Raw genomic sequence first — 25,611 nt, 5'->3', positions numbered from 1 at the left:
AAACCGGTTGCCTACAAACAGTCGGAGGGCGCAAGCCTGACGGCGTACCTTTTGTATAATGGGTCAACGACTTAGTGTAACTAGCAAGCTTAAGCCGGTAGGTGTAGGCGCAGCGAAAGCGAGTCTGAATAGGGCGACCATAGTTAGTTGCATTAGACCCGAAACCGAGTGATCTAGCCATGAGCAGGTTGAAGGTTGGGTAACACCAACTGGAGGACCGAACCCGCATCTGTTGCAATAGATTGGGATGACTTGTGGCTAGGGGTGAAAGGCCAATCAAACTCGGAAATAGCTGGTTCTCCGCGAAAACTATTTAGGTAGTGCGTCGACCGAATACCCTCGGGGGTAGAGCACTGGATGGGCTATGGGGACTCACCGTCTTACTGATCCTAACCAAACTCCGAATACCGAGGAGTACTAGTCGGCAGACACACGGCGGGTGCTAACGTCCGTCGTGAAGAGGGCAACAACCCTGACCTCCAGCTAAGGTCCCCAAGTCATGGCTAAGTGGGAAAGGATGTGAGGATCCCAAAACAACCAGGATGTTGGCTTAGAAGCAGCCATCATTTAAAGAAAGCGTAACAGCTCACTGGTCTAAATAAGGGTCTTTGCGCCGAAAATGTAACGGGGCTAAAGCCATGCACCGAAGCTGAGGATACGTCGCAAGACGTGTGGTAGCGGAGCGTTCCGTAAGCCTGTGAAGGGGTACCTGTGAGGGGCCCTGGAGGTATCGGAAGTGCGAATGTTGACATGAGTAACGATAAAGGGAGTGAGAGACTCCCTCGCCGAAAGACCAAGGGTTCCTGCTTAAAGTTAATCTGAGCAGGGTTAGCCGGCCCCTAAGATGAGGCAGAAATGCGTAGTCGATGGGAACCACGTTAATATTCGTGGGCCTGGTGGTAGTGACGGATCGCACAAATCGTACATTCTTATTGGATTGAATGTGCGGTGGAGCGGTTCCAGGAAATAGCTCCACCCTATAGACCGTACCCGAAACCGACACAGGTGGTCAGGTAGAGTATACCAAGGCGCTTGAGAGAACTATGCTGAAGGAACTCGGCAAATTGCACGCGTAACTTCGGAAGAAGCGTGACCCTTATGTACGCAAGTATGTGAGGGTGGCACAGACCAGGGGGTAGCGACTGTTTATCAAAAACACAGGGCTCTGCGAAGTCGCAAGACGACGTATAGGGTCTGACGCCTGCCCGGTGCTGGAAGGTTAAGAGGAGAGGTGCAAGCTTTGAATCGAAGCCCCAGTAAACGGCGGCCGTAACTATAACGGTCCTAAGGTAGCGAAATTCCTTGTCGGGTAAGTTCCGACCTGCACGAATGGCGTAACGACTTCCCCGCTGTCTCCAGCATAGACTCAGTGAAATTGAATTCCCCGTGAAGATGCGGGGTTCCTGCGGTCAGACGGAAAGACCCCGTGCACCTTTACTATAGCTTTACACTGGCATTCGTGTCGGCATGTGTAGGATAGGTGGTAGGCTTTGAAGCAGGGACGCCAGTTTCTGTGGAGCCATCCTTGAAATACCACCCTTATCGTCATGGATGTCTAACCGCGGTCCGTTATCCGGATCCGGGACAGTGTATGGTGGGTAGTTTGACTGGGGCGGTCGCCTCCGAAAGAGTAACGGAGGCGCGCGATGGTGGGCTCAGACCGGTCGGAAATCGGTCGTCGAGTGCAATGGCATAAGCCCGCCTGACTGCGAGACTGACAAGTCGAGCAGAGACGAAAGTCGGTCATAGTGATCCGGTGGTCCCGCGTGGAAGGGCCATCGCTCAACGGATAAAAGGTACGCCGGGGATAACAGGCTGATGACCCCCAAGAGTCCATATCGACGGGGTTGTTTGGCACCTCGATGTCGGCTCATCGCATCCTGGGGCTGGAGCAGGTCCCAAGGGTTTGGCTGTTCGCCAATTAAAGCGGTACGTGAGCTGGGTTCAGAACGTCGTGAGACAGTTCGGTCCCTATCTGCCGTGGGTGTAGGAATATTGACAGGATCTGTCCCTAGTACGAGAGGACCGGGATGGACATATCTCTGGTGGACCTGTTGTCGTGCCAACGGCATAGCAGGGTAGCTATATATGGAATGGATAACCGCTGAAGGCATCTAAGCGGGAAACCAACCTGAAAACGAGTGTTCCCTATCAGAGCCGTGGAAGACGACCACGTTGATAGGCCGGGTGTGGAAGTGCAGTAATGCATGAAGCTTACCGGTACTAATAGCTCGATTGGCTTGATCGTTCTCATTGACCATGCTCATCAGCGCGCCTCAAGGCGCGATGATGATGCTGTTCTTCTGTCCTGACGCTGTCGTGGCTTTGCCGCTTCGCTCCGGACGGGCCGCACCATCAGGTGCGACGGCCGCTTGGCCTTGCGGAGCTTCGCTCCGACGCCCGATCAGAAGAAAAAAGACGTGTTCACAAAAGACAAACGAGGCGAAAGCCTCTACCAGCTTCTCAATGTTTTGCCCTTAGCCGACCTGGTGGTCATGGCGGGGCGGCCGCACCCGTTCCCATTCCGAACACGGCCGTGAAACGCCCCAGCGCCAATGGTACTTCGTCTCAAGACGCGGGAGAGTAGGTCGCTGCCAGGTCTGCTAAGCGCAAAACAAACATCTTCTCATCACAACCAATCGGCCCTGCCGAAACCAAAGGGCCGCATCAAGCGGCCTTTTTGCATTCATACAATAACGCGGGGTGGAGCACCCCCAGCCGACCCGCAGAAGGCAAAAGCCTTCGAGGACCGGCAAAACATAAAACCGGCCAATGACCGGCGCTCGAACAATAACGCGGGGTGGAGCAGCCCGGTAGCTCGTCAGGCTCATAACCTGAAGGCCGCAGGTTCAAATCCTGCCCCCGCAACCAGTTCAAACATAAATCAATAACCGCCTCGGTCTAACCCGGGCGGTTTTTGCCGTTTAAGCCGGCCTAAGCTGGCAGGGAAGCAGGCCAGCGCACAGGCGAAGCTCCTCGGCTTCAGCCGTGGCACTGTCAATTATCTGCCTCGTCCAGTGCCTGATGGCGATCTTGCCCTGTGACCTGAGACCCACTTTCCCTCCAGTTTTCGGGAGAGTCTTGGGTTTTTAATCTGGCCTCATGCGGCCTGTTTTTCCATAGCCATTTTCATTGCGAACTCGCTGGGGGTGATATTGCCCAGCGACGAGTGGGGTCTGCTCCTGTTGTAATCCTCCTTCCATGCGTTGATGGCGGCTCGGGCCTGAGTGAGCGACGAGAACAGGGTCTCGTTGAGGCACTCGTCACGGAAGCTGCCGTTGAAGCTTTCGACGAAGCCGTTCTGCATCGGCTTGCCTGGGGCGATGTAGTGCCATTCGACCTTTGCTTCCTGGCACCATTTGAGGATGGCCATACTGGTCATCTCCGTGCCGTTGTCCGAGACAATCGTCCTCGGCTTTCCCCGTCTGGCGATGAGACTATCCAGTTCGCGGGCAAGCCGTGCCCCCGACAGGGATGTGTCGGCGACCAGGCACAGGCATTCACGGGTGAAGTCGTCGACCACCGCCAGAACACGGAACCGGCGGCCGTCGGTGAAGGCATCGCTGACGAAGTCCAGGCTCCAGCGCTCGCCCGGACGCGACGGCAGAGCCAAAGGACGTCTCGTCCCCAAGGCCCGCTTTCGGCCGCCGCGCTTGCGCACCGTCAGCTTCTCCTCCCGATAGAGACGTCGAAGCTTCTTCAGGTTCATGACGATCCCCTGCCGGTCGAGCATCACGTGGATACGGCGATAGCCGAAGCGACGACGCTCGGACGCCACCTTCTTCATCGCCTCGCGGATGGACGCATCGTCCGGCCGCACGCTCCGATATCGCATGCTCGAACGATCCACCGATAGAACCTCGCACGCCCGACGCTGGCTCACCCCGTGCTGCGCACAGACGTGAGCCACCGCATTCCGCTTCACATCGGGCGTCACCATTTTTTTGCAGCGACATCCTTCAGGATCGCATTGTCCAGCATGGCCTCGGCGAGCAGCTTCTTCAGCTTGGCGTTCTCGTCCTCGAGCGCCTTCAGCTTGCGGGCATCGGACACGTCCATGCCGCCGTACTTCGCCTTGTATTTGTAGAAGGTTGCATCCGAGATGCCGTGCCTGCGGCAGACATCGACTGTCTTCGCGCCCGCCTCCTGCTCCTTCAATATTCCGATGATCTGTTCTTCCGTGAACCGTGAACGCTTCATTCGTCCGTCTCCTTGATGTGACGGACTCTACCAAATTCTGGAGGAAGTTCAGGGTCTCAGGTCAGTGGGTCTCAGGTCACACGTCTAGGCGTTTGGCAACGTTCTCGTAGTAGGTTGATGGGGCAATCGGCAGCAGCCTGTGAGAAACGGCTCGACCCCGAACACCGAGCGGTGTTCGTCGATAAAGGAGATCAGCGCTTCAATGGGCGGTCGAGCTCCGCCATAGCGAAATATGCGGACGCTTTGCGCAGCATTTCATTGACCTGCCGAAGCTCGCGGTTCTCCCGCTCCAGAGCCCTCATCTTCTCGGCGACTTCGCTTGGGAGCCCAAGCCGGGAACCATCGTCCACTTCCGCCTTCTTCACCCATTCATTGAGCGTCTGCGCCGTGCAGCCGATCTTGGCGGCGATCGAGGAAACCGCTGCCCATCGCGAGGAATATTCGCCTTGGTGATCCAAAACCATCCGCACCGCACGGGCGCGGACTTCAGGTGAAAATTTGTTCGTCGTCTTGATCATATCGGCCCCATTTTCTCAGACGTTGGAGCCTCCGGCAAACCCGGCGCGGCTCAGTTGATCTCACAGGCATTCATCAAAAGCCTTTTCATAACGTTCGGCTCCGCGTTCCTGAGAGCATCCAACCCAACCACGTCGCGCAGGATCGCGAAGCCGAACAGCATCGACAATGTCAGTGCAACCTTCGCCTCAGATCCCTGACCAGCGGCTTTGACAAGCGGCGGGACAACCATCGAATTTGTGATGTCCCTGATAACAGTCGCGGCTTCGGGGCTGGACAAAGATCGCACAAAGATATCGATGAGGCGGAGTTCGCCCGGCGCCCGATTCCGCACCACCTGCTCAAACAGGCGGTCGAACTTGTCAGGCTCGACGTCGGACAGCACGGTGTCAGACGCTAGTGACACGCGCACACATTCCTCAAAGAGCTTTTCTTTCGAGCCAAAGCATCGGTGGACCCAGGCGACGTCAGCGCCCGCATCAGCCGCAATCTCCCGCAAACCCGTCGTCTCGTAGGACTGCGTTGAAAATCTCGCGGTCGCACATCGAAGAATACGGTCTCTTGCCGGCTCCTTTGGCGGAGACTTCTTTTGCCGTTCCCCCATAGCCCAAATCCTCCATTGCAGGTCCACACCCGCCGACCATTTTGAAGCTATCAACATCCGTTGACAATTCAAGTCAACAGATGTTGACAAATAGAGTCAACGGATGTTGACTTGATTAGTCCAGCATGTTTCTGAAGCCCCGGGCAAACGCCCAAAATGCCAGACGGAGTTGAAATGCGCGCCACCCTGCCATGGTTTCCGCTAGGAATGATGATGGTGCTGCTGAGCGCCTGCGCCACGGTCACGCCTCGGCCTACCAACCTCGCATCATCGGCACTGTTAAGGCCGACACGTGTCACGGATACGCCCTATCACTATCGTCGACCGGGCATCAATTTTACCACCTATGACAGCGTGTTGATGGCGCCTGTGAAGTCCGCGGTCGACTCGTCCTCGGCCTCGCTGCTGCCCGCTGAAGCGCTGCAGCTTACCGACGAGCTGCAGCGGCAGTTCACATCCGCCTTGTCGCAAAGATTCCGGATCGTCGCCGCGCCAGGATCAAGAACATTGATGGTGCAATTGACCCTGATTGATGCTCGCAAAAGCAATGCGGCTTTGTCGACAATAACGCATGCCCTGCCTGTCGGGATCGTCGTCAATGCAGGCGCTCAGATAGCAGGCAGGCACGGCACTTTCACCGGTTCGGTTGTCTACGCAGTCGAGGCTCGGGACGCCCAGAGTGGCGACATCCTCTACGCCGAGGTCGCTCATCGGAGTGCGGACGCTCTCAACATAGCCGCAGGTTTCACACCCTTGGCAGCAGCGAAAGCGGGCATCGAACATGGTGCCAGGAGCTTTGCCAAAGTCATGACGGAGAGTACACCGTGATAAAGCTCAATCGCCGCCGCGCGATGCGCCGTCCGGCGCCGCAATGTGATGGGCTCTCACCAAAGGTGCAACGCCACGGGCCTTTGCGAACCCGGTTGCGGCCGATGCTGCTGATGATGGCCATTCTGCCGCTGGCCGGCTGCGACCGGGAAGCGGGACAGGCCCAGACCCAGCCACAGCCACAGCCACAGCCGGTGCGAGCCGTCTCCGTGTCGGTAACCAATTACCAGCCTGTCGCGACGATTACCGGCGAGGTTCAAGCCCGCGTTCAGGCGGATCTTGCGTTTCGGGTCAGCGGCAAGGTGATCGAGCGGCGCATTGACGTTGGGGCGCATGTGAAGGCGGGCGACCTGCTCTTGCGACTGGACGATACAGAACAGCAGGCCGATGTGCAGATTGCCGAGGCCTCGCTGCGGGCGGCCCAGGCAGATGTGAAGCAGAAGACGCTGGCCTATCAGCGCTACCGGACACTTCTGGACACGCAGGCCATTGCGCAACAGGTGTTCGACCAGGCGCAGCAGCACCTGGCAACCAGCCAGGCAACGCTGGAATCTGCCGAAGCCACGCTCGCCTCCGCAAAGGACTCGCTCTCCTACACCACCTTGCGCGCCGATGCGGACGGCATCATCACGGCCCGAAATGTCGAGGTGGGTTCGGTGGTATCCGCAGCCCAGGCGGCACTCACCATCGCCCATGACGGGCCGCGGGACGCCGTCTTCAATGTCTATGAAGCGTTTTTCCTGAAGGGCGAACCCTCGCAGAATGTCGATGTCTGGGCGATAAGCGCGCCGACACAAAGGGCAAGTGCGGTCATTCGCGAAACCTCGCCGGTCATCGATCCGAACACCGGCACGATCCAGGTCAAGCTGACACTGCCGAACGAGGCGACATGGCCGCTTGGAACGCCGATCCTCGGCGCGTTCCTCGCCGCGCAGGACAAGGGCGCGGCTCTGCCCTGGAGCGCAATGTCCTCGCTGGACGGCAAGCCGGCAGTCTGGGTCATCGACAAGGAGAGCCGCACCGCAACCCTTCGGCCCATCAAGATCGCGCTCTACAGGTCTGGAGATTTCATCGTCGCCGATGGGCTTACGCCCGGCGATCTGGTGGTGACGGAAGGTGGCAAGATTATCAGGCCCAACGAAACGCTGACATGGGAGGGCTGATCCGTTGCATCACCATCGAAAATTGACCACCATCTCGCTCGCCGTCATGGCATTTCTCCTGCAATCGAGCATGCCGCGCGCCCAGGATGCAGAGGCACGCTCGGTTCTCTGGGTCACCGCGAGAGCCGAACACAGCGGCCTTCTCGATTTCGCCGGCAAGATCCAGCCCCGAGTGGAAGCCGATCTTGCCTTCCGGACGTTGGGGCGGGTCATCTCACGAAACGTCAGGCTGGGCGATATCGTGCGCAAGGGCGACATCCTGATGGCCCTCGATCCACTGGCCCTCAAGCTCTCCATGCGCAGTGCGGAAGCGGAAGTGCGCTCGGCGCAAGCACAGCTTCAGAATGCGCAGACCGTTGCTGAGAGAAACCAGATCCTGGTGACCAGCAAGAGTGCAAGCCAGGCCGATCTCGAAGTGGCAGAGCAGTCGCTGATTGCCGCGCAGGCGAACCTCGACCGGGCAAATTCCAGCCTCGACAAGGCGCGCGAGCAGCTAACCTATACGACGCTCAAAGCCGATTTCGATGGCGCCATCACCGCAACGGCTGCAAATGTCGGCCAGACCGTGGCTGTTGGCCAGACAGTGCTGACGCTGGCCGGCCTCGAACAGCGCGACGTCCTGGTCGATGTGCCGGAAGCACTGCTTACGCCCATCCGCGCAGCCCCCGATATTTCCGTGGAGCTGCAGCTTGACCCGACCATCTCGACGCGCGGAACCCTGCGGGAAATCGCACCGGAGGCGGATGCAACGACGCGCACCTATCGGGTCAAGATCGCTGTCGACCAGGCGCCACCCTCTTTCCGGCTTGGCTCAGTCGTCACGGTTCGCTTCTCGGCCGATGCCCAGTCAGAAGACATTCGCCTGCCGGTCTCCGCCGTCTTCGATGAGGACGACAAGCATTTTGTCTGGCTGATCGACACCGCCTCCAATGCCGTACGCAAGACCGAGATCGGCATCGCGTCGCCAGCAGGTCAAACTTTGCTCGTGACGGTCAAGTCTGGACTGTCGCTTGGCGACCGCGTCGTCGCCGCTGGCGTAGATCAGATCAAGGATGGGCAAATCGTCAAACTCGGACAGGAACGCCGCACGTGAACAAGTTCAATCTCTCGGACTGGGCGCTCGAGCATCGCTCCATCGTCTGGTACTTCATGATCGCCTTTTCGCTGGCCGGCATGTTTGCCTATCTGCAGCTTGGCCGCGAAGAAGACCCCTCCTTCACGGTCAAGACGATGGTCATCCAGGCGCAATGGCCGGGCGCCTCCGCCGAGGAAGTGACAGAGCAGGTCACCGACCGGATCGAGAAGAAGCTCCAGGAACTGGCCTCGCTCGATTATACGCGCAGCGTCACCCAGGCCGGCCAGACAACGGTCTTCGTCAACCTGCTGGCCTCGACAAAGGCAAAGGACGTTGCCCCGACATGGCTTGTCGTGCGCAACATGATCAGCGACATCCGCGGCAACTTCCCGACCGGCGTGCAAGGCCCCTTCTTCAATGACAAGTTCGGCGACGTTTACGGGAATATCTATGCCTTCACCTCCCGCGGCCTCAGCCAGCGCGAACTGCGCGATCGGGTCGAGGATGCCCGCACAAAAATCCTGGCTGTGCCCGATGTCGGCAAGGTGGATGTCATCGGCGCGCAAGACGAGGTCATCTATCTCGAATTCTCGCCGCAGAAACTGGCAGCGCTCGGCATCGACAGCTCGATCGTCATCTCCACCCTACAGGCCCAGAATGCCGTTACCCAATCCGGCATGATGCAATCGGGACCGGAGCGGATCGCGCTGCGCGTGGGCGGCAGCTTCACCTCGGAAGAGAGCCTGAAGGCCGTCAATCTGCGGGTCAATGACCGGTTCTTTCCGCTGACCGATGTTGCCGAGATCAGGCGCGGCTATGTCGATCCCGCGACATCGCTGTTCCGCTACAACGGCCAACCGGCCATTGGATTTGCTATCGGCATGAAGCCGGGGGCAAATCTGCTCGCCTTTGGCAATGCGCTGGATGCCAAGGTTGACCGGATCGCCCAGCAGATGCCGGTCGGCGTATCCATCTCGCATGTCTCCGATCAGCCGGCCGTGGTGGAAGAGGCTGTTTCCGGCTTTACCCGCGCATTGTTTGAGGCCGTCGTCATCGTTCTGGCCATCAGCTTCATCAGCCTTGGCATCCGGGCCGGCCTGGTCGTGGCCATTTCCATCCCCCTCGTTCTCGCCATCACCTTCCTGGTGATGCAGTATTCCGGCATTTCGCTGCAGCGCATCTCGCTTGGCGCGCTGATCATTGCGCTCGGCCTTCTGGTCGATGATGCGATGATCGCCGTCGAGATGATGATCGCCCGCATGGAAGTGGGCGACAGCCTGCGCAAGGCGGCAACCTATGTCTACACATCGACCGCCTTTCCCATGCTGACCGGTACCCTGGTTACCGTGGCAGGCTTCCTGCCGATTGCCTTCAACAGCAGCAGCGCCGGCGAATTCACCTTCACTTTGTTCGTGGTGCTGGCAACCTCCCTGCTTGCCTCCTGGGTGGTAGCCGTCGTCTTTACGCCGCTTCTCGGCGTCACGATCCTGCCGAAGACGCTCAAGAAGCATCACAATCACAAGGGGCGCATCGAACGGGTCTTTTCCGTCGCACTGCGTTTCTGCCTGCGCTGGCGCTGGCCGACGATCATCGCTACCCTTGCGCTGTTTGCGACATCCATCATTGGCCTGTCTGCGGTACAGCAGCAGTTCTTTCCCAGCTCCGACCGCCCGGAACTGATCATCGACTGGAACCTGCCGCAGAACAGCACGATTACTGAAACCGGCCGGCAGATGGCGAAATTCGAAACGGACAAGCTGGCCGGCAACCCGGATATCGATCACTGGTCAAGCTATGTCGGCCAGGGCGCACCGCGCTTCATCCTCTCCTACGATGTCCAGGACCCCTCGCCGGCGTTCGGGCAGACCGTGATCGTCACCAAGAGCCTGGAAGCCCGGGACCGGATCAGGACCGATCTGCAGGCTTATCTCAAGACAACTTTCCCCGGCACCGACGCCTTCGTGAAACTTCTCGATATCGGCCCGCCGGTCGGCAAACCTGTCCAGTATCGTCTTTCGGGGCCGGACCCCATTGAAGTGCGTGACCATGCCCTCAGGCTCGCAACCCTGATGGGTGAAGACCCGTCGCTTGCCAGCATCGTCATGGACTGGAATGAACCGGCCCGCGTCGTCAAGATGGAGGTCCTGCAGGATAAGGCCCGCGAACTCGGCGTCACCTCTCAGGATATCGCCAATGTCTTGAACGGTGTCGTGCAAGGCACCAACGTGACGCAGGTTCGCGATGGCATTTACCTCGTCAATGTCGTCGGGCGTGCGCAAGATAGCGACCGCTCGTCCGTCGACACACTGCTGAACCTGCAGATCCCCAACAGTTCCGGGCAGTCCATTCCGCTCTCGTCTGTCGCGACCTTCCACTACGATCTGGAACAGCCGAGCATTTCACGCCGCAACCGCATCCCGACCATCACGCTGAAGGCAGGCGTTGTCGGACCAAAGCAGCCGGCAACAGTGGTCAAAGAATTGCAGCCGAAGATCAATGCCTTCGTCAAGGAACTCCCGGACGACTACATCGTCGCGGTCGGCGGCGCAGTCGAGCAGAGCGCGCAATCGCAGGCGCCGATCATCCAGGTCGTGCCTGTCATGTTGTTTGTCATGGCAACCCTGTTGATGATCCAGTTGCAGAGCTTCCACCGGCTGTTTCTGGTGTTCTCGATTGCCCCCCTTGCGCTGGTCGGCGTGGTGGCCGCACTCGTGCTCAGCCGCGCACCGCTCGGTTTCGTCGCCATTCTGGGCATTCTGGCGCTGGTCGGCATCCTCATTCGCAATTCGGTCATCCTGATCGTGCAGATCGAGCATTTGCGGGGGGAAGGCGTGTCGCCTTTCAAGGCCGTGATCGAGGCGACCGAACACCGGATGCGGCCAATCATGCTGACCGCAGCAGCCGCCACGCTCGGCCTCATCCCGATTGCCCACGAAATCTTCTGGGGACCCATGGCCTATGCGATGATGGGAGGCATCGTCGTCGGAACCCTGCTCACGCTGCTGTTCCTGCCGGCCCTCTATGTGACCTGGTTCCGCATACTAGTCGAGGCAAATGAAACAACTTCCGCCTGATCGCTTCGTCAACCGGAAACAGCAGCCGGAACGTCAGATCTTCAGGAGGAAGAACACCTGTAGCGCTTCCGGGCATAGCCAGAACGGGTGATCAGCTATCGGCCATCGAGCGGGTAAAGTCCTCGTCGAGGCGGTGAATGTGCATCTCCAGCAACCGGCAGGCTTCACGGTGGTCCCCAGCCTCGCAGGCTGCAAAAATCTGGTGATGTTCAGCCATCGACCGCTTGGAATGCGAGCTCCCCGACTGGAACACATGGGTGCGTACGCCAATCACCAAGCCGATCGTGCGGGCATAGGCCAGTTCCAGCCGGCTGTTTGCGCAATGCGTCAGGAATGCAAGGTGAAATGCCATGTCATGGCGGGAATAGGCCTGCAGATCATTGGCTCGCAATGCTGTTTCCATGGCCTGCAGTGCTGCGCGCAAGCTGGCGAGCAATGCTTCCATCTGGCGTTCCAGCGACAGCGTCAGGGCTGCGGTTTCCAGAATAGAGCGATATTCGCAAAGTTCGCTCACATCGCGTGCGTCGGGCATGTACACGTAGCTGCCGCGCTTCGGATAGACCTCGACCAGCCCTTCCGTCTTCAGGATCGCCAGCGCCTGGGCGACGGGAGAGCGACTGACACCTAGCATGTCGGCTAGCCTTTGTTCGGAGAGCTTAGAGCCTAGCGGCAACTCGCCGCTCAGGATCGCTTCGCGAATGCGCGCGGTCGTCTCTTCGATCAGCGACTTCGGAATCTCGATTGCCTTCATCATTCCCCCACCCCAGTCCGAGGTTGCCTTGACAGTCACACTACCATGTAACATGTTACGTTCACCACAACGATCAGCCGACTGACAAGTGCCGGCACAAGAGGCCCTATATGACCGCTGCCATACAGTCGAACGAACGCCAGACGGATCATTCCGATTTTCTGACTGCCTGCCGACGCATCGTAGGCGACGGCAATGTCTTAACGGGAGAACAGTCCACCGCAAGCTATACTGTGGATTGGACAGGCAAATATAGAGGCAAGGCGCTGGCCGTCATCCGGCCTTCAACGACGCGGGATGTGGCGCAGGTGGTCAAGCTTTGTGCCGCACAAGATATCGCGATCGTACCGCAAAGCGGCAACACCGGCATTTGCGGCGGGGGTGTTCCATCGGATGGCCAGACCTCTGTCATCCTGTCCCTGTCACGCATGAACCACATCCGCTCCATCGATACCGGTGCCCGCACGGCAACGGTGGATGCCGGCGTGATCCTGGAGACGCTACAGAATGCCGTTCAGGAACACGACCTCATTTTCCCGCTGATGTTCGGCGCGCGCGGCAGCGCCATGATCGGCGGCAATCTGTCGACCAATGCCGGCGGCTCGAATGTCGTGCGCTATGGCAATACGCGCGACCTGTGCCTCGGCATCGAAGCCGTGCTCGCCGATGGCAGCATCGTCAACGGACTGACCGGGCTTCGCAAGGACAATACCGGCTATGATCTCAAGAACCTATTGATCGGCGCAGAAGGCACGCTTGGCATCATCACCGGCGCCGTGCTGAAGCTTTACCCGCAGCCGAAGGTGCGCGCCACGGCCTTTCTGTCGGCAGCATCGCTGTCGGCGGCGCTGGAGATCCTCAATATCGTTCAGGACAGGCTGGGCAATACGGTGGAAGCCTTCGAATATGTGCCGCAGCCGGTGGTCGAGATCATCCTCAAGCATGTCCCGCAAGTCCGCCAGCCCCTGGCCGATGCGGCCGAGGTCGGCATCCTGCTCGAAGTCGCGTCCAGCCGCATGGATGATGCACAGGAGGCAAGCGATGGTGGCAAGGCCCTGCAGGAAGGGCTGATGATCGTGCTTGCCGATCTCATGGAAACCGGACTGGTTCTGGATGCCATGTTTGCCACCTCCGACAGCCAGCGCGCCGCCCTCTGGAAATTGCGCGAATCCGTTCTCGAATCCATCAATGCCCATGGACCGGCCTATCACCTCGATGTGGCGCTGCCGCTCTCGCGTGTCGCCGATTTCGTGCGCATCATGGACGAGAAGGCCGCAGAGCTGGGTTTCCGCCCGTTGACCATCGGGCATCTGGGAGACGGCAACCTGCATTACGCCATCAGCGCGGCAGACCCGGCCAGCTGGGACAGCCTGCCGCTTGCGCAGATGACGGAATTTGCCTTTGACCTGCTCGGTGAACTCAACGGCTCCTTCAGCGCCGAACACGGCATCGGCCAGAGCAAGGCAGCACTTCTGAAGGCCCGCAAGGAGCCGGCGCAGGTTGCCATGATGCGCTCGATCAAGCAGGCGCTCGACCCGAAGAACATTCTCAATCCGGGCAAGATGCTCATCTGAAGAGGCAAAGGACCTGCCCGGACCAAACGGGTCCGGGCTGGTCGATCACAATAGTCTTTAGGCCTTCCAGACCTCGAACGTCGCCTTGGCGCTTTCGTTCATGACGGTCAGGGCCCGCACTGTCGTCTCGGTGCCGATGACGAAGGGATTGGCGCCACCCGTCTTCAGACGATCGATCTTGGCGACGGCCCCATCGAACAGGTCATGGTTGGAAATGAACACATCGACCGATTGCTGGCGGGCAAGCTCGCGCACGCGTTCCGTGGCATCGATATAGGTCTGGAGGCGCGGCAGGCGATCGGGACGCCGACCGAAGTTGAAAGCGGTTCCTCCCCAGAGCAGGGCGCGGTGGACCTTGCCCATGTCCATCACGTCAAAGGCCAATGAGATGGTTCCGGGCGTATGGCCGGGGGTCAGCAGAATGTCGATCTTCGTGTCGCCGAGCGCCACGACGCTGCCATCCACGACGGAGATATCGCGGGCGGGCGGGCGGCCCCAATCCGGCCGGTCGAATTCCAGACCGGTTTCCATCATCACCCAGTCGGCTTCCGACAGCACGACGCGGCTGCCATATTTGCCCTTCAGATAGCCGACGCCACCATAATGATCGCCATGGCCATGCGTGACAATGATTGTCTTGATGGTCGAGGGATCAAGCCCGAGGGTCTTCAGCCCGGCCTCGATGATGGTTTTCGCCTCGTCATCATTGTCCATCGCGTCGATGAGGATAATGCCGTCGGAGGTGGTGATCGCCCAGCAGCTTACCCATTTGTTGCCCACGAAATACAGGTTGTCGAACACCTTGGCCGGGGCTGGCGTCGGCATTTTCATCAGCTCGTCCGGGGCAACCGGCGGCAGGCCCGAAACCGGGGCCACGACATCGGCCAGCCGCAGATAGGACACGAGATCCTGTCCTGCCGCGGTCTTGGCAGCCTGAAGATGCGCTTCCGCCGCCGGAGACTGGGCCAGCGCCGTGTCTGGCACGTTGAGCGCCAGCATGGCGCAGCAGGCGCAGCCCAGCGTCAGGAATGTTCGGCGGTCAAGCGTGATTTCCTCGGCCTTGAAGCCGGATGATTTTGGTTTTCTGCCAAACAGCATGTCAAATCTCCTTGAGTATGAAGTGTGTATCAATCAGGCGCAGCCGGATGAATGAACGGCCAGGGTGATGTGTCCGCCCCGGTTGCGACAGGCACTTCGATCAGCGCCGGTGCATTGGATGCCAATGCGGCGCTCAATGCCGCTTCCAGTTCGTCCGGCGTTTCCACACGCATGGCTTCGACGCCGAAGCTCTGGGCCAGCGCCACGAAATCCGGGTTGACCAGATCGGCGCCGAGCAGCCTGTTGCCATAGACCTGGCTCTGGTCGCGCCGAACATTGCCATAGGCATTGTTGTTGAACACAACAGCCACGACATTGATGCCGAACTGCCTCGCGGTGGCCAGTTCCTGCACGCCAAACAGAAAACCGCCATCGCCGGAAATCGAAACGACCGCCTTGTCGGGATGCGCCACCTTGACGCCGAGTGCCGTATTGAAGCCGAAACCGAGATTGTCCTGATAGCCGCAGGTCACATACTGACGCGGTTCATAGACCGGAAAGCACATGCGGGCGGTGAAGCCGACCTGAGAAACTTCCTCGACAAAAAATCCGTCGCGCGGCAGTGCCCGGCGAATGGCTTTCAGGTAGCCTTCCTGCGGTTGAACGCCGGTCAGGGCTTCGGCGGCCTCGTCTTTCAGCGCACGGTATTCCGGCGTGCGGCTCTCGCGTTTGGAAAGCTTTGGTTCGAGCGCCGCAATGAGGGCTGCAAGCCCGGCCTTCGAATCCGTCACCAGCCCGAGATCCGGCTTCAGGCGCACCATTTCGGTCGGATCGATATCCAGCCGCAGCACCTTCAGCCCCTTGGGGAACCAGCGCCAGCGGAAATACTGAAGCTCCAGCCGGCTGCCGATGCCGATCAGGAGATCGCATTGGGGCCAGAACTTCCAGGCGGCCGGCGGCAGCATCGCCAGGTCATTGTCATCGCTGACAATACCTTTGCCGCTGCGATGGGCCGTGACCGGCGCCTGGAGAAGTTCGGCCAGCCGCAAGACCGCGGCACTTGCATCAATGGCGCCGGAACCGACCATGATCAGCGGGTTTTTCGCGCTGGCGATCATCTGCGCGGCTTTTTCCACCAAATCCGGGTCCGGGCGCGGCGGGGCCAAAGGCTCGGCGGCCACCGGCTCATGCGCCTCGATGCTCATGCCGAAGACATCCCACGGCGCTTCCACGCCAACCGGGCGTTTGCGACCGGAATGCATGACGGAAAAGGCCTGGCGCATCACCTCTGCCGCCTCGCTCGGGTGGTTGATCCGCTCGGCCCATTTCGTCAGGCCACGCAGCGTGCCCAGATGATCGGGAAGTTCATGCAACTGCCCGCGGCCCTGGCCGATCAGGTGCGACATGATATTGCCGGTGACGCAGAGCACCGGCGCATTGCCGCCGTAAGCCGTGCAGAGGGCAGCGCCGGAATTCAGAAGACCCGGCCCCGGCACGACCGTATAGACACCCGTGCGACCGGTGGATTTCGCATAGCCATAGGCCATGTAGCCGGCGCCCTGCTCATGGCGGGTATGGATGAAGCGGATCTTGCCGCCCTCACGCGCCAGCGCATCGTTGAAATCATACATATGCGCGCCGGGAATGCCGAACACGGTATCCACACCATTGGCAATCAACGACCTGGTCATCAGGTCTCCGGTTGTCAGTCTGGCCATCATATCTCCTTGCCCTACAATCGGGCGCTTACTTTGCAATGCTGAGGATCTGGACGCTGGTATATTCCTTCAAGCCTTCCGATCCGAATTCGACGCCGATACCCGATTGCTTGACGCCGCCCATCGGCACGGTCGGGTTCAGCACGCCATGCCGGTTGACCCAGCGGGTGCCGGCGTCGAGGCGTTTTGCCACGGCGGCGGCCTGCATCGCATCATTGCCCCAGACGCTGGCGCCAAGGCCAACCTCCAGCGCGTTGGCAGCCGTGATGGCCTCTTCGAGATCGCCGTATCGGATGAGCGGTATGACCGGTCCGAACTGCTCTTCCGCGACGACCCGCATGCCCGCCGTCGCATCCGCAATCACCGTCAGCGGGTAGATATAGCCGGGACCTTCGCTCGGCATGCCTCCGGTCAGGATACGGGCGCCCATGTCCCGCGCATCCTCCACCAAGGCGCAGACCTTGTCATATTGCATGCGGTTGGACAGAGGGCCGATCAGCGTGCTGGGGTCTGCGCCGTCACCGACGGGAACGCCTGACACATAGGCGGCCAGCGCACTCGCCACTCTCTCGTAATCGTCCTCATGCACATAGAGGCGTTTCAGGCAGGAGCAGGTCTGTCCGGCATTGATGAAAATGCCCCAGAACAGCGGCTCCATCAGCCTGGAGAGATCCGTGCCGGGCAGGATGATGCCCGCATCATTGCCACCGAGTTCCAGTGTCAGGCGCTTCAGCGTCGCGCCTGCACGCTCCATGATGCGCCGACCGGTGGCTGTAGAGCCGGTAAAGGCGATCTTGGCGATATCGGGATGGCTGGAAATGCGGTCACCGACATCCGCATCGCCCGTCACGACATTCAGCACGCCGGCCGGCAGGATGCCCGCCTCGTGGATCAACTCGACCAGACGCAGCGTTGAGACCGGAGTAAAGGGCGATGGCTTCATCACCACGGTGCAGCCGGAACGGATGGCCGGCATGATGTGCCAGATGGCAATCATCAGCGGCCAGTTCCACGGCGTGATGGAGGCCACCACGCCCAGCGGCACGCGGTGCAGTTCCACGCGCTCCTCGGCCGTATCGACCAGGGTTTCCACCGGCAGATCGAGTCCCTGGGTCACGCGCGTCCAGGCCACGCAACCACCAAGCTCGAACGGCGCGCCGGGGCCTGACTGCGGCTTGCCCTGTTCGGCTGTCACGAGAGCGGCAAGCTCGCCGCTGTTGGCTTCGATCAGATCGGCAAGCCGGCCAAGCGCGTCCCTGCGTGCCTCATCGGCAAGGCCGGACCAGAGGGGAAATGCCGCCTTGGCGGCAGAAACCGCCGCGTCGACATCGTCCGGTGTGCCCAGCGGGCATGCGGCGACAACGGCACCCGTTGCCGGATTGATCACATCGAAGCTCTGGGCCGTCGTCACCGGCTTTCCGGCAATGTAGAGGTGATAGGTCATGGTCATTCTCCCAAAATGGACGGGCGGCATAGGGCACACAGGTGAAAAACCGGTGCCGGCTACCGAAGAGCAAAAAGCGAGACGACGACCGGCGAGGCGAGACGCCGGCCACTGCCGATGAAGAGGGTGCGGTTGACCCAGCGATAGCGGTCGTCGCCGGTTTCCAGCCGCGCCTGTGTTCGCATGTAATAGGACGATGGATCCACGGCCTCGCCACGCGCCAGCGCGGCAAGCACGTCCGGCGGGCGGTGGCGATAACCGTAATTGCGGATTTCGATCGTCGCGCCATCATGGGTTTCCAGCCCATAGCGCGTGTCGAGTTCCGATAGGCCATCCGCCCAGCCGGTCTGCCAGTCGACACCGATGCCCAGCACCTGGCTGTTGAGCAGGGGCCCTTCGAAATGTCCGCCAACAATCGGCACGATGCGTCGCATGCCCTCGCGCCCCCGGCCCATCTCGCGGATGGGGCCAAGTTCGACATGAAGATCGCAGGCATGGTCCAGAACCGGTGGCGGATTGTGAATCATCACTATGCCCTCACCGCATCATCATCGGCAGAAACAGCACGATGGCCGGAAATGCCAGGAACAGAAACACTCGCAGCACATCCGCCATGACAAACGGAAGAATGCCGAAAATGATGTCTCTCTGGCTGACCTGCGGCGCCACATTCTGCACGACAAACAGGTTCATGCCGATCGGCGGCGTGATGAGGCCGATCTCGGCCACCGAGACGATGATGATGCCGAACCAGATGGGATCGTAGCCGAGGTTGATGACGATCGGATAGACGATCGGGATGGTCAGCAGGATCATGGACAGCGAATCCATGAAACATCCGAGGATCAGGTAGAAAACGATGATGAGGATCATGATCATCGTCGGCGACAGGCCGGACTGACTGATCCAGTCGCCGATCACCGTCGCAAGACCTGTGCCTTCGATGAAGAAATTGAACAGCGCCGCACCGATCAGGATCATGAACATCATGGCCGACGTCTTGGCGGTTTCCAGCGATGCCTCGATCATGCCGCTCATCGGCGTCTTCATGACGACGGCGAGGATGGCTGCGCAGAAGGCGCCGACGGCCGCAGCTTCCGTGGCCGAAAAGAAACCGGAATAGAGCCCGCCGATAACGATGACAAACAGCGAGATGGCCGCAACCACGGACTTGTCGAGCTTGGCCTTCGGTGCATCCTTGCGGCTGTTGACCGGCGGGGCAAGCTCCGGGTTGACCCGTACGGCGATGACGACAGCCGCAATGTAGAGAAAGGTCGCCAGCAAGCCGGGGAACAGGGCCGCGGCAAACAGCTGGCCGATCGAATTTTCAGTCAAAAGCGCATAGATGACCATCAGCACCGAGGGCGGAATGAGAACCCCGAGCGTGCCGGCAGCGGCCACGGAAGCGCCGGCAAGGCTTGGCCTATAGCCGGCGCGGATCATTTCCGGCACGGCGATGCGCCCCATGGTAGCCGCCGTTGCCAGGGACGAACCGCAGATGGCGCCGAAGATCGCGCAGGCACCGACAGAGGCCATGGCAAGACCGCCGCGAAACCGCCCGAACAACCCGTTCATCGCGCCGAACAGGCTGGACGACAGGCCCGCATGCGAGGAAAACACGCCCATGGCGACAAACAGCGGAATGACGGAGAGGCTATATGGAAACACCGCCTCGAAGGGCGCGGAACTGAGCACATAGATGGCGCCCCCCGTGCCGTTGATCAGCGCAAAACCCGCAACACCGGTGATCGCCATGGCGATACTGACGGGAACGCCGGCAAAGGTCAGCAGCATGGCAAAGACGAACCCGAGAAGTCCGATGACAGGCGTACTCATGCAACACCTGCCGGACCGGTGTTCTGTGCGGACAGCGCATCGACGATGTTGAAGCCGACGGCGAGCGTCGATACCAGCATGCCCAGCGCAAAGGGCAGCCAGTAAAGGCCCATGGGAAGCCCGATATTCATCGAGATATCACTGCTTTGCAGCATGTCGACGGCGGAGACCGAGGTATAGAAGGCAAGAAGCGCGCAAAATGCCAATGTGAGAAACAGAGCGACAATGGCGAGCATCCATTGGCTGTGCGGTGACAGCAGCGCCGAGACCAGATCCAGCGTCACATGCGCATTGACGCGGAAGGCGTAGGGCATGGCCAGAAATGCGCCGGACATGATGAAAAGCTGGACATAATCCACGGCGCCCAGAACACCGCTGGCGAACTGGCGCAAGACGACATCGGCAACGGTAATGCAGGTGGCAACAGCGAATGAACCAGCGCCCACAAGGGCGAGGTAACGGAATGCGGAATCAAAAATCCTCATGGGACAGCTTCTTCAATGGGGCAGGAACAAGAGCGGCACGGAGAGCATCCGTGCCGCCGGCGACCATTACTTCCGCGAGAGATACTCAGCTTCGAATTGCGGCACGAGCTGCAGCGCCCGCTGGTAGACTGCCTCCGCATCGGCGAAACCGTCCTGCTTCAGTGAAGCGAGATAGCTCACGATGACCGGTTTCATCGCCTCCTGCCAGGCGGCCTGTGCCGCAGCATCCGGCTCGATGATTTCGTTGCCGGCAGCCTTGGTCTGTTCCAGGCCCGGCTTGTCCCACTTGGCCCAGTAGTCACCGGCCTTCTTCACCAGCGGCTCGTAGGAGGCATCATCGATGCATTTGCGCTGTGCGTCGCTCAACGACTTGTATTTGTTCTCGTTCATCGCAAACCAGAAGGATGCGGCGTTGAGCTTCAGGTCCGACGAATAGTCCAGCACTTCGGCAAGCTTGAAGCCGGCAACGCCTTCCCAGGGAAAAATCGTGCCATCCGCCGTGCCTTTGGAGATCGCCTCATAGGTTTCTCCCGGCGGCAGGCCAACCGGCACGGCACCCAGTTCCTGCAACATCAGGGCAGCGGCCGGTGAGGGTGAACGGATGCGCATGCCCTTCAGATCTTCCGGCAGACGAACGGCCTTGCCCTTGGTGTGGATGAGCCCCGCCGCATGCGCGTGCAGGGCCAGCACCTGCAAGCCTTCATAGGGCTTGGAAATCGCGCCTTCTTTGTAAAGGGTCCAGAGTGTCATGGAATTGGCATAGGCGCTTTTCGACAGAAGCGGCGTATCGATAGCGGTGGCCTGCGTGAAGCGATTGCGTGGCAGATGGTTCAGGCCATGGGCCAAATCCACAAGCCCGGCGCGCAACTCGTCCTCGAGCTTCGTCACATTGCCGAGCTGCGTGCCGGCCGTATAAAATTCAAAGGTGATGTCACCGCCCGAGCATTTCGTGACCTGATCGGCCCAGCCGAGCGCGAAATCCTGGTGCGGACCAGAATTTGCACCCCAGAAATGCGCGAATTTTAGCTTGACTGGCGCGGCCTGGGCCAGGGTTGTCGTCAGCATCAAGGCGGCAAGGGCCGCAGTCAGTGTCAGCTTCATGGTTTTCCTCCCGAATGAAAAGTACCCCGTTTAAGGCAACTAACGATCCAGCAGCCTCCGTACCCGGATATGGCAATGCTTGCCGTCCACCGACTCTCGCAACTAACATGTTACATGTCAACCGACTCATGACCCAGTGAAATCACCCCTGCCCCTCAGTGAGGACGTCAATGAGCCTCGCATCCATTATGTCCTTGGTTACCGCGCTGAGCGAAGCTGCGACGACTTTCAACGCAGAGATGCAGTAGCTTGTTCTCACCCAGCCTGTCGCCCTCACGGCGCTGGCCGCGCCAGCGACCGCGCGATGTCAATGATCTCGTCACGCGCCACCGTCGGGGGCTTCCTTGTTCCAGGCAATCCCAAGCCTGATCCGAGATCGGTCCCCCTCACCTTCTTCAGGACGATATCGCGATCGGGAAGTTCAGCCGCCAGTTCCGGGGGCAAAACCCACACTCATACCGGGCGAATGAAGTCCAGGTTGACGCGTCCGCATCACAGCTGGCGAATGATGTCGCTGTTATAGCGCATTGGAGACATTCAGGCGGATGTCGGATGCTTCCAGCCAATGCGAGAGAGAAACACCGGCAATACACCAGTGTCGCCGGATAGATGGTGCCGATCATGAGCCCGCGCAACGTCTTGCCGGCAACCGCGCGCACGATCTCGGCCGATAGCTCCAGACCCTGCTGAGTTGGATCAATGGCACGACGTTCCCGCGGTCAGAACCACAGCCCGATTGGCGCCGGTGTGGATCACCGTCTCGCACCAGACCATTCGTCTCTAAGCGAGAATATTCGGTCGGCACATTGCCTACGAAACCTGTAGGCGGTCCGCCGGCCGGCTTGGCGACAAACCTGTTGCGGGCCTCGCAACGTCGTTGGCCCACGTCATTGAGCGATGGACAAAGATAGATACGCCTGACATGTTACATGGCAAATTCCATCCATTGTCAGGATACTGAAATGCATAATGATAAACAATGGATTACCGCTATAGCTGCGCTGGTGGTCTTTGGTCTGGACTTGCCTGCACGCGCGCAGGACAAGACGACACAGGACAGTCCTGCGATCAACATCCCTTTGCAAGCGGCAAGGCTTCTCGCTGGCAATGATCCGTCTCTGCGTCAGATTGAGAGATTGCAGTGCCATGAGCCCGGCGCGGACGGACGGCCGCTAACAACAAGTTCCTTTGATGAAACCGCCTTTGTGCCACCCACCCGGATCTTCGATAACCTCTATTACATTGGAAACTCAGGCACCGGCAGCTTTGTCGTGACCACATCGGACGGCTACATCATGATTGATTCCGGCTATGGCAATGGTCCGGAAACGCTGATCGTGCCGGGAATGAAGGCGCTTGGATTGGATCCGGCCCAGATCAAGTACATTTTGATCACCCATCCCGGTCCGGATCACCTTGGCGGCGCCAAGTACTTTCAGGAGGCCTATGGTACCCAGATCGTCATGACCGCATCGAACTGGGACAGTGTGCTCAATGCCCCGGCGGATTCCTGGATAAACAGTCATTTGCCGGGTGGTGAAAGCTATAAATTCTGGGTGGGGCCTCCAGCGCGCAGTTTGACGGCGCAGGATGGACAAACCCTGACGCTTGGCAGCACGACTGTGACGATGGTGGAGACACCGCGCGTGCCGGGAAGTGGTGCCTTGTCCTACATTCTTCCGGTGACGGACCATGGCCAGCCGCATATGTGGGCGACCTATGGTGCCACAGGCGCGCCGCCCACGCTTGAAGGGAAAAAGCTCTACCAACAATCGGTCAAACATCTGTTCACTTACATGGAGGCATTGAAAGTTGATTCGATGATCAGCAATCACCCCTTCGTTGATGGGTCCGTGGATCGCATGAAGGATCTTGCGTCGCGCAAACAGGGGGAAGCCAACCCCTTTGTGATTGGCACTGACGGGGCTAGACGATATGTCCAAATCCTCGGAAATTGCGCGGAAGTCTGGGTGGCGCGCAATGCGGCCGGCCTTGATGATCTAGGGCAGCCGCTCCAGCAGAAGACTACGCCCTGAGGGAGCACCCGCCGCGTGAAGGCTTCGCGGCTATGACCTTTATGGAACACCTTAGAAGCAGGCCATGGTGAGCATGGGGATGACGAGGCTCCCAGCTTGTCGGGATGGGTGATCTATGTGTTCTGGATGCTAGAGGTCCCAAACCTTGGTGCCGCGTTTTGGCCTCGCCGAGCGATTGCGTGGACACAGAGTTCTACGAATGCTGCTGCACGCTCAACCCGCCATCGATGGTCAGGCAGGTGGCGTTCATGAAGGGGCACTCGTCGGAAATCATGAACACGGCCGCCAGCGCGATCTCCTCAGGCGTTGCAATGCGACCGCCCGGATGCAGTTTCATCGTCTCGGCCTTCGCAGCCGCCGGATCGGCGAAGCTGTTCCAGTAGTCGATGACCTTCTGGGTCGCGACATAGCCCGGCGCAAGCGCGTTCACCCGCACGCCCTTCGCGGCATATTCCAGCCCGAGCGACTTCGTCATGCCGAGCAGCGCATGTTTTGCCAGCGGATAGGGAAATGTCTTCGGGATGATCGTGAAGGCGTGCGTCGACGCAATATTCAGGATGGCACCGCCGCCCGCTGCAATGAGACCGGGAAGAACCGCCTTCGTGCAGTTCCAGGCGCCCTTCAGGTTGATATCGAAACAGCGCTGCCATTCCTCGTCGCTGGTCTCCAGCGGATCATGGAAGACATTGACGCCGGCATTGTTGATCAGCGCATTGACCCGGCCGATGTCCGTTGCCGCCTGCGCCACGGCCGCCGATATTGCCGCGGCATCGGCAACATCGGCGGCAGCAAAGCTCAACGTGGCGCCGCCGTTCTGCAACGCCCGCGCCTCTATTTCCAGTAAGTCCGCATCGAGATCGATGAGAAACAGGCTTGCACCTTCCGCGGCACAGGCCTTGGCAATCGCCAGACCAATGCCTTGCGCGGCCCCCGTGATCATGATGCGCTTGTTCGTCAGCCGGCCTGTCATCGTCTCAATTCCTCTTCTTCACCACTCGGCAAGGCTGCCGTCTTCATGGCGCCAGATGGGATTGCGCCAGCGATGGCCTTCCTTGGCGCGCTCGATCACATAGGCCTCGTCCACGTCAATGCCGAGACCCGGCCCCTGCGGAATGGACACGAAGCCATCGGCATAGCGAAAGACATCCTTGTTGGAGATGTAGTCGAGGATGTCATTGCTCTTGTTGTAATGAATGCCGAGGCTCTGCTCCTGGATGAAGGCGTTGTAGCTGACGGCATCGACCTGCAGGCAGGCGGCAAGCGCAATCGGCCCCAGCGGACAATGGGGGGCGAGCGCCACATCATAGGCCTCCGCCATGGCTGCGATCTTGCGGCATTCGGTGATTCCGCCGGCATGCGAGAGATCAGGCTGGATGATGTCGACGAAGCCATCGGACAGAACCTGCTTGAAATCCCAGCGCGAATACAATCTTTCGCCCAAGGCAATCGGTATCGATGTGTGGTTGACGATGTCGCGTAGCGCTTCCCTGTTTTCCGAGAGGACCGGCTCTTCGATGAACAACAGCTTGTAGGGATCGAGTTCCTTTGCCAGCACTTTCGCCATCGGCTTGTGGACACGACCATGGAAATCGACGCCAATGCCGATATAGGGGCCAACCGCCTCGCGGATCGCCGCAACGCTCTGAACGGCCTTCTCCACCTTGTCATAACTGTCGACGATCTGCATTTCCTCGCAGCCATTCATCTTGATCGCCTTGAAGCCACGCGCAACCACCTCGCGGGCATTGTTGGCGACATCTGCCGGCCGGTCGCCCCCGACCCAGGAATAGACCTTGATCTTGTCGCGCACCTGGCCGCCCAGCAGCGAGTGGATGGACTGGCCGAGCGCCTTGCCCTTGATATCCCAAAGCGCCTGGTCGATGCCGGAAATCGCGCTCATATGCACGGCGCCGCCGCGGTAAAATCCGCCGCGATACATGACGTTCCAGTGATCCTCGATGAGAAAGGGGTCCTTGCCGATCAGATAGTCTTCCAGCTCATGGACTGCGGCCTGCACGGTCAGCGCACGCCCCTCGACCACCGGTTCGCCCCAGCCGACAATGCCCTCATCCGTCTCGACCTTCAGGAAAAGCCAGCGCGGCGGGACGATGTACGTGCTGAGTTTGGTAATTCTCATCGGCTCATGCCTTGTTGCTGGATGCAGACTG

The 25,611-nt window shown here is 59.7% G+C and carries 18 protein-coding genes, 1 tRNA gene, 2 rRNA genes, 1 pseudogene and 1 other annotated feature (1 of these 23 running past the window's edge); of the genes and pseudogenes, 9 read left to right on the top strand and 13 right to left on the bottom strand.

Annotated features, from left to right (window positions below; translation table 11 throughout):
* The 3 genes from AC07Y0_RS19825 to AC07Y0_RS19815 form a co-directional block, all read left to right on the top strand.
* Positions 1–2,248, top strand: a 23S ribosomal RNA gene (locus tag AC07Y0_RS19825) (it extends 554 nt beyond the left edge of the window).
* 237 nt (positions 2,249–2,485) lie between these two features.
* A 5S ribosomal RNA gene (rrf, locus tag AC07Y0_RS19820) occupies positions 2,486–2,600 on the top strand.
* A 194-nt stretch (positions 2,601–2,794) separates the two neighbouring features.
* Positions 2,795–2,871, top strand: a tRNA-Met gene (locus AC07Y0_RS19815).
* 229 nt (positions 2,872–3,100) lie between these two features.
* Here AC07Y0_RS19815 and AC07Y0_RS19810 read toward each other — a convergent pair.
* The 3 genes and pseudogenes from AC07Y0_RS19810 to AC07Y0_RS19800 all read right to left on the bottom strand — a co-directional run bounded on the left by AC07Y0_RS19810 (position 3,101) and on the right by AC07Y0_RS19800 (position 5,320).
* Positions 3,101–4,200, bottom strand: a protein-coding gene (locus AC07Y0_RS19810) for an IS3 family transposase (RefSeq protein ID WP_498675171.1) whose coding sequence is annotated in 2 segments (ribosomal slippage) — positions 3,101–3,948 and positions 3,948–4,200 — 1,101 coding nt in all. Because the reading frame shifts where the segments join, the coding sequence is not laid out codon by codon here.
* Between the two features lie 85 nt (positions 4,201–4,285).
* Positions 4,286–4,718 (bottom strand): annotated as a pseudogene (locus tag AC07Y0_RS19805) (transposase); the annotation flags it as partial.
* Positions 4,319–4,437: a sequence feature (AL1L pseudoknot), on the bottom strand. It overlaps the preceding pseudogene by 119 nt.
* Before the next feature lie 50 nt (positions 4,719–4,768).
* Positions 4,769–5,320 carry a TetR/AcrR family transcriptional regulator gene (locus tag AC07Y0_RS19800; protein ID WP_498679393.1) on the bottom strand — a complete coding sequence of 184 codons (552 nt, stop codon included), beginning with the start codon at positions 5,318–5,320 and terminating at the stop codon, positions 4,769–4,771.
* A gap of 174 nt (positions 5,321–5,494) precedes the next feature.
* Here AC07Y0_RS19800 and AC07Y0_RS19795 point away from each other — a divergent pair, with 174 nt between their 5' ends.
* From AC07Y0_RS19795 to AC07Y0_RS19780, 4 genes are all read left to right on the top strand, one after another.
* Positions 5,495–6,148, top strand: a complete 654-nt coding sequence (locus tag AC07Y0_RS19795; protein WP_498679392.1) for a DUF3313 domain-containing protein — start codon at positions 5,495–5,497, stop codon at positions 6,146–6,148.
* A gap of 95 nt (positions 6,149–6,243) precedes the next feature.
* Positions 6,244–7,311 carry an efflux RND transporter periplasmic adaptor subunit gene (locus tag AC07Y0_RS19790; RefSeq protein ID WP_498680286.1) on the top strand — a complete coding sequence of 356 codons (1,068 nt, stop codon included), beginning with the start codon at positions 6,244–6,246 and terminating at the stop codon, positions 7,309–7,311.
* Positions 7,312–7,381: 70 nt separating this feature from the next.
* A complete protein-coding gene (locus AC07Y0_RS19785; RefSeq protein WP_498679391.1) occupies positions 7,382–8,404 on the top strand; it encodes an efflux RND transporter periplasmic adaptor subunit in 1,023 nt (340 codons plus the stop codon).
* Positions 8,401–11,460: an efflux RND transporter permease subunit gene (locus tag AC07Y0_RS19780; RefSeq protein WP_498679390.1), complete on the top strand. Its 3,060-nt coding sequence runs from the start codon at positions 8,401–8,403 to the stop codon at positions 11,458–11,460. The genes AC07Y0_RS19785 and AC07Y0_RS19780 overlap by 4 nt, the downstream gene beginning before the upstream one ends.
* A gap of 91 nt (positions 11,461–11,551) precedes the next feature.
* Here AC07Y0_RS19780 and AC07Y0_RS19775 read toward each other — a convergent pair whose 3' ends face one another.
* Positions 11,552–12,214, bottom strand: coding sequence for a GntR family transcriptional regulator (locus AC07Y0_RS19775; RefSeq protein ID WP_498679389.1), 663 nt, complete (start codon positions 12,212–12,214; stop codon positions 11,552–11,554).
* A gap of 107 nt (positions 12,215–12,321) precedes the next feature.
* On the opposite strand from AC07Y0_RS19775, the gene AC07Y0_RS19770 reads away from it, so the two are divergent.
* Complete coding sequence (locus AC07Y0_RS19770; RefSeq protein WP_498679388.1) at positions 12,322–13,785, top strand: FAD-binding oxidoreductase; 1,464 nt, start codon at positions 12,322–12,324, stop codon at positions 13,783–13,785.
* Between the two features lie 57 nt (positions 13,786–13,842).
* On the opposite strand, the gene AC07Y0_RS19765 is transcribed toward AC07Y0_RS19770, so the two are convergent.
* The 7 genes from AC07Y0_RS19765 to AC07Y0_RS19735 form a co-directional block, all read right to left on the bottom strand.
* Positions 13,843–14,883, bottom strand: a complete 1,041-nt coding sequence (locus AC07Y0_RS19765; protein WP_498679387.1) for an MBL fold metallo-hydrolase — start codon at positions 14,881–14,883, stop codon at positions 13,843–13,845.
* Positions 14,884–14,912: 29 nt separating this feature from the next.
* Positions 14,913–16,544, bottom strand: coding sequence for a thiamine pyrophosphate-dependent enzyme (locus AC07Y0_RS19760; RefSeq protein ID WP_498679386.1), 1,632 nt, complete (start codon positions 16,542–16,544; stop codon positions 14,913–14,915).
* Positions 16,545–16,569: 25 nt separating this feature from the next.
* Positions 16,570–17,985 carry an aldehyde dehydrogenase family protein gene (locus tag AC07Y0_RS19755; protein ID WP_498679385.1) on the bottom strand — a complete coding sequence of 472 codons (1,416 nt, stop codon included), beginning with the start codon at positions 17,983–17,985 and terminating at the stop codon, positions 16,570–16,572.
* Positions 17,986–18,044: 59 nt separating this feature from the next.
* Entirely contained in the window at positions 18,045–18,512 is a 468-nt protein-coding gene (locus tag AC07Y0_RS19750) for a DUF3237 domain-containing protein (protein ID WP_498679384.1), read from the bottom strand.
* Positions 18,513–18,522: 10 nt separating this feature from the next.
* A complete protein-coding gene (locus AC07Y0_RS19745) occupies positions 18,523–19,821 on the bottom strand; it encodes a TRAP transporter large permease (protein WP_498679383.1) in 1,299 nt (432 codons plus the stop codon).
* The gene (locus tag AC07Y0_RS19740) at positions 19,818–20,306 is read right to left on the bottom strand and encodes a TRAP transporter small permease (protein ID WP_498679382.1); all 489 of its coding nucleotides are present in this window, start codon (positions 20,304–20,306) and stop codon (positions 19,818–19,820) included. The genes AC07Y0_RS19745 and AC07Y0_RS19740 overlap by 4 nt, the downstream gene beginning before the upstream one ends.
* Before the next feature lie 66 nt (positions 20,307–20,372).
* Positions 20,373–21,407, bottom strand: coding sequence for a TRAP transporter substrate-binding protein (locus AC07Y0_RS19735; protein ID WP_498679381.1), 1,035 nt, complete (start codon positions 21,405–21,407; stop codon positions 20,373–20,375).
* Between the two features lie 962 nt (positions 21,408–22,369).
* Here AC07Y0_RS19735 and AC07Y0_RS19730 point away from each other — a divergent pair.
* Positions 22,370–23,443: an MBL fold metallo-hydrolase gene (locus AC07Y0_RS19730; RefSeq protein ID WP_498679380.1), complete on the top strand. Its 1,074-nt coding sequence runs from the start codon at positions 22,370–22,372 to the stop codon at positions 23,441–23,443.
* A gap of 193 nt (positions 23,444–23,636) precedes the next feature.
* Here the strand turns inward: AC07Y0_RS19730 and AC07Y0_RS19725 are convergent, their stop codons facing one another.
* Positions 23,637–24,413 (bottom strand): SDR family oxidoreductase, encoded by a 777-nt coding sequence (locus AC07Y0_RS19725; protein WP_498679379.1) that lies wholly within the window; start codon positions 24,411–24,413, stop codon positions 23,637–23,639.
* An 18-nt stretch (positions 24,414–24,431) separates the two neighbouring features.
* Positions 24,432–25,580: a galactonate dehydratase gene (dgoD, locus tag AC07Y0_RS19720; protein WP_498679378.1), complete on the bottom strand. Its 1,149-nt coding sequence runs from the start codon at positions 25,578–25,580 to the stop codon at positions 24,432–24,434.
* Positions 25,581–25,611 lie beyond the last annotated feature (31 nt).

Source organism: Allorhizobium sp. GW101-3B10 (genome assembly GCF_059424725.1).
The sequence above is the reverse complement of the archived record's forward strand: the minus strand, read 5'-3'. Positions and strand labels throughout refer to the sequence as shown.